The organism is Thalassotalea litorea (genome assembly GCF_043642205.1).
Classification (GTDB): domain Bacteria; phylum Pseudomonadota; class Gammaproteobacteria; order Enterobacterales; family Alteromonadaceae; genus Thalassotalea_A; species Thalassotalea_A litorea.
Genome location: NZ_JBHZSG010000078.1, coordinates 1 through 4179 on the forward strand (window position 1 = coordinate 1; position 4179 = coordinate 4179).

At 42.2% G+C, this 4179-nt stretch carries 3 protein-coding genes; all 3 read right to left on the reverse strand.

Going from position 1 to position 4179, the window contains the following annotated elements; all coding sequences use genetic code 11:
• Positions 1-147 precede the first annotated feature (147 nt).
• The 3 genes from ACHUFQ_RS16890 to acs all read right to left on the reverse strand — a co-directional run bounded on the left by ACHUFQ_RS16890 (position 148) and on the right by acs (position 3716).
• Entirely contained in the window at positions 148-327 is a 180-nt protein-coding gene (locus tag ACHUFQ_RS16890) for a hypothetical protein (RefSeq protein ID WP_394177022.1), read from the reverse strand.
• 175 nt (positions 328-502) lie between these two features.
• Positions 503-1081 (reverse strand): HD domain-containing protein, encoded by a 579-nt coding sequence (locus ACHUFQ_RS16895; protein WP_394177023.1) that lies wholly within the window; start codon positions 1079-1081, stop codon positions 503-505.
• 697 nt (positions 1082-1778) lie between these two features.
• Positions 1779-3716 carry an acetate--CoA ligase gene (gene acs / locus ACHUFQ_RS16900; RefSeq protein WP_394177024.1) on the reverse strand — a complete coding sequence of 646 codons (1938 nt, stop codon included), beginning with the start codon at positions 3714-3716 and terminating at the stop codon, positions 1779-1781.
• Positions 3717-4179: the final 463 nt, after the last annotated feature.

Sequence of the window (4179 nt, forward strand, 5' to 3'; positions counted from 1 at the left end):
CCAAGAGATACTCCAAATCCCATAAAAATCTGGCCTATTACACCACCAAACATTGGTCTTTCGACAACTCCAATTATGAAGAACAATTTGCATATAACTAGAGCAGCAAAAATAGTACATATGGACCGCAATAAAAATTGAAGGCATTTATGCTGGCGCAGAATTCCCATTATAAATTTTCGAGATTTGCTCATTGGCTTCACTTGAATATCCAGTTCTTTTATGTGCTTTGCAGATTAGAAATTGAATGACTCTTGCTCGCTCTTTGCCGCCATCGAGCGACAAAAGCTTTCCAATGGCTTGCCCTATTTGAATGCCTGAAACCATTATCAGTGCTCCACACAAAAATACTGCAAGAATAATTAAGCCAGACTTCTGCTTCTTGGGTATTTCAATCCACCAATTTTTAAGCTGTCCTATATTATTGATAAAAATTCCCCCGACTAATTGAGTGCTACTACATTATCTAGAATGACTGTAGCTCATTCAAAATCATCATTCTTTATTTAAGAGTCCCTGAAGAAACAGCTTCCTCAAGTTTTCTCTTAATGACACCCCATAGCTCTTCACTGCCTTCACCAATACGGCTATTTACTGAGAATACCTGTTCTTTGGTTACGTTATGCTTTTTCCAACTATGACCTTCGTCATGCAGGTTATGTAATAAAGGTGGTACTCTATCAATAGCTTTTGCAAATTTAGAATCTGCACTTTCTCCAGCCTCAAATTCGTGCCACAAGGCTAAATACTCTTTAAACTGTTGATCAGGAAGCATTTTCAAAATACGTTTAACACCTATAGCTTCATTTTCTTTTAGGTCCGCACTTTCAGCTGCGTAGACAATTGTATCGCCACAATCAATTTCTCCAAGATCATGAATTAATAACATTTTAATTACGCGATCAATGTTTATATCGTCATTAGAATAGTCTTTTAACATCAAAGCACACAAACAAACATGCCAACTGTGCTCTGCAGAGTTTTCATATCTATCAAGCCCTACAGGGCGTGTTTTTCGATACACATTCTTTAACTTTTCAATTTCGACAATGAAGTTCAAAATTTTTTCGATCTGACTCAAAATAAAACCCTTAAATCGTTATCAACAACTTAGTAAATTAACTCTTCCCTCAGATAAAAGACGTTAACCTTTTCAGAGAGTTAACGTCAATCATGAATGTAATGGCGGATCTCTAACTGTCCGGTATTTTTTAATAGCTATTACTTGCGGTTAACCCAATGCATCAACGTTAAAACTGAATACAACAAAGAGACTATCCAGACGATAAAATGAAAAATCACCACTAACACAAACCAAAATGGATGAGTATGAAAAAATACGGGAACAGAAGTTCTTAGATCTGGAATATGGAAGGCGGTTACTGCTTGGTATAAGTGTATTCCGATCCAGATAACACAGAAACAAGAAACAAAGACCAAAAACCAGCTAAATTTATATGATTTTTGAAAACGAGTGAATAATGGCATATGTATCGTTAAAAAGTCCCTTTATCGATGCTCGAAGCCCTACTTTGGTCGATAACATAACCGCAAACTTCTAGAAATGAACTGCAACAGGTTTACACACACTGCAACAAATGGCAAAACTTCGACGCAGTCCCACCGACGTTAGTCTGTCACCCAAATACCTGCCCATAACCGAAAATTGCTCCTGCATTTTCGGCATACCAGCCGTCCTTGGCCATAACCGATGAAATTCTCTACGATGGAGTCTCCCTCTAAAGCAAAAAGGCAGAGCGTTAGCTCTGCCTTTTAACCTATCGAATCAACCGATTCTCAATCAATTCATCCACAGCGCCGGGGTCGGCCAATGTGGACGTATCGCCAAGATTATCCAATTCGTTCTCCGCAATTTTGCGCAGTATTCGACGCATGATTTTACCAGAGCGGGTTTTTGGCAGGCTCGGCGACCATTGCAGTAAATCTGGCTTGGAAAAGCTTCCCAACTCTTTCGCAACCAGTGCCTTTAATTCCGTATCGAGGGCTTCACTACCTTCTTCCCCCTGCATCAAGGTAACGTAGGCATAAACCCCCTGGCCTTTGATATCGTGAGGATAGCCCACAACTGCAGCTTCTGAAACTTTCGGATGTAGTACCAATGCACTTTCAATCTCAGCGGTACCCAATCGGTGTCCGGATACGTTTAGGACATCGTCAATACGGCCGATAATCCAGTAATAATCGTCTTTATCACGTTTGGCACCATCGCCAGCAAAATAATACCCCGGATATTGTGAGAAATAGGTATCATAAAAGCGCTGTTGGTCGCCATAAACGGTGCGCATTTGTCCGGGCCAACTGCCTTTTAACACTAAACGGCCACGACATTCCCCTTCCAGCTCATTACCGTCAGCGTCTAATATGGCGGGTTGAATGCCAAAAAATGGCAGACCCGCAGCGCCTGGCTTCATCCCGGAAGAGCCGGGTAATGTTGTTATCAGTACGCCACCAGTTTCGGTTTGCCACCAGGTATCAACAACTGGGCAGTTGTTTTTACCGACCACTTCATAGTACCAATGCCAGGCTTCTGGATTAATCGGCTCACCCACTGTTCCTAACAGGCGCAGTGACGACAAATCCTGCTTATTCACCAACTCATCACCTAAGCCCATCAACGCACGGATAGCGGTTGGCGCGGTATAGAATACGTTCACCTTGTGTTTTTCAATAACCTGCCAAAAGCGTGATGCATCCGGGTATGTCGGTACACCTTCAAAAACGAGCGTCGTAGCACCATTGGCAAGCGGACCATAGAAAATGTAACTGTGACCGGTGATCCAACCCGCGTCCGCGGTACACCAGTAGATCTCGCCATCGCGATAATCAAAGACATATTTGTGGGTCATCGCCGTATACAGAATATAGCCGCCACAGGTGTGTAATACGCCTTTTGGCTTACCGGTAGAGCCCGAGGTATAAAGAATAAATAATGGGTCTTCAGCGTCCATAATTTCCGGCTCGCAATAAGCATCCGCTTGTTGCATGGCCTTCTCATAGTTAACATCAATGCTGTCGTTCCATTGAACATCCGCGCCAGTGCGTTCGATGACGATAACCGAATGTACGTTCGGGCAATCGGCAACAGCAGCGTCGACATTGTTTTTTAGCGGAATGATTTTGCCACCACGAACGCCCTGATCAGCGGTGATCACCACTTTGCAGTCAGCGTCTAGAATGCGGGTTTTAATCGATTCGGTAGAGAAACCACCAAAGACAACAGAATGCACCGCACCGATACGGGCACAAGCGAGCATCGCATAGCCAACTTCAACAATCATCGGCATGTAGATACACACACGATCGCCTTTTTTCACGCCACGGTTTTTTAATACGTTGGCAAATTTATTAACTTGATCGGACAACTCCTGATAGCTGACATGGCGGCTATCGCCCGGCTCATCACCTTCGAAAATAATTGCGGTTTGCTTCGCGCGTTCCGGCAAATGACGGTCAATACAGTTATAACTAACATTCAATTTAGCGCCGGAAAACCATTGAATTTGTGCTTGATGATAATCGACCTTAGATACCTCATCCCAGGGCTGATACCAGTCGATAAACTTGTTGGCTTGCTCTGACCAAAAAGCGTCGGGCTGCTCGATCGACTGTTGATACATCTGCTTATATTCTTGTTCACTCAGATGCGAATGGGCTTGCGCGTTGTCACTTACCGGATAGAAAGGTTTTAATTCCATGGTCTTCCTGCTCAAAATCATTTGTTTTTTTAATAGGACTACCAACAGCGTTAAGATAACTCACTGTCGCTATTGGTATTTTCAGGTTCTTATTCGTTAAAAACCAGATATTTAGTAATTTTTATTATGAATTAACTAATAAAGGATTATCAGTATAAACACAAGATGACAACGCTGTCATTAAAAAATAGTTAAAACAAAACGCAGAGATAATCGGGTATTTAGCACCGACTTGTTGCTCGGAATTAAAAAACATTGATGCAAAATCGTTAAAAGTAAGTCGATTAGCCACAAAAAAAGCCGACAACTGTCTAACACCATTCAGTTAAGAGCCTCTTTTCTGAATGGGGTAGCGGGTTTTATTGATACGAACGGTCCTTTTCTTCGGCCGTTTTCTTTTTTCGGGCAAGATAAACTTCTTAACGTTTTCTCGCATGGCCCTTAATTTTTTAGGGATACTTCC

Coding starts and splice junctions, on each gene's coding strand:
- ACHUFQ_RS16890 (WP_394177022.1), bottom strand. CDS start 327: ATGGTTTCAGGCATTCAAATAGGGCAAGCCATTGGAAAGCTTTTGTCG.
- acs (WP_394177024.1), bottom strand. CDS start 3,716: ATGGAATTAAAACCTTTCTATCCGGTAAGTGACAACGCGCAAGCCCAT.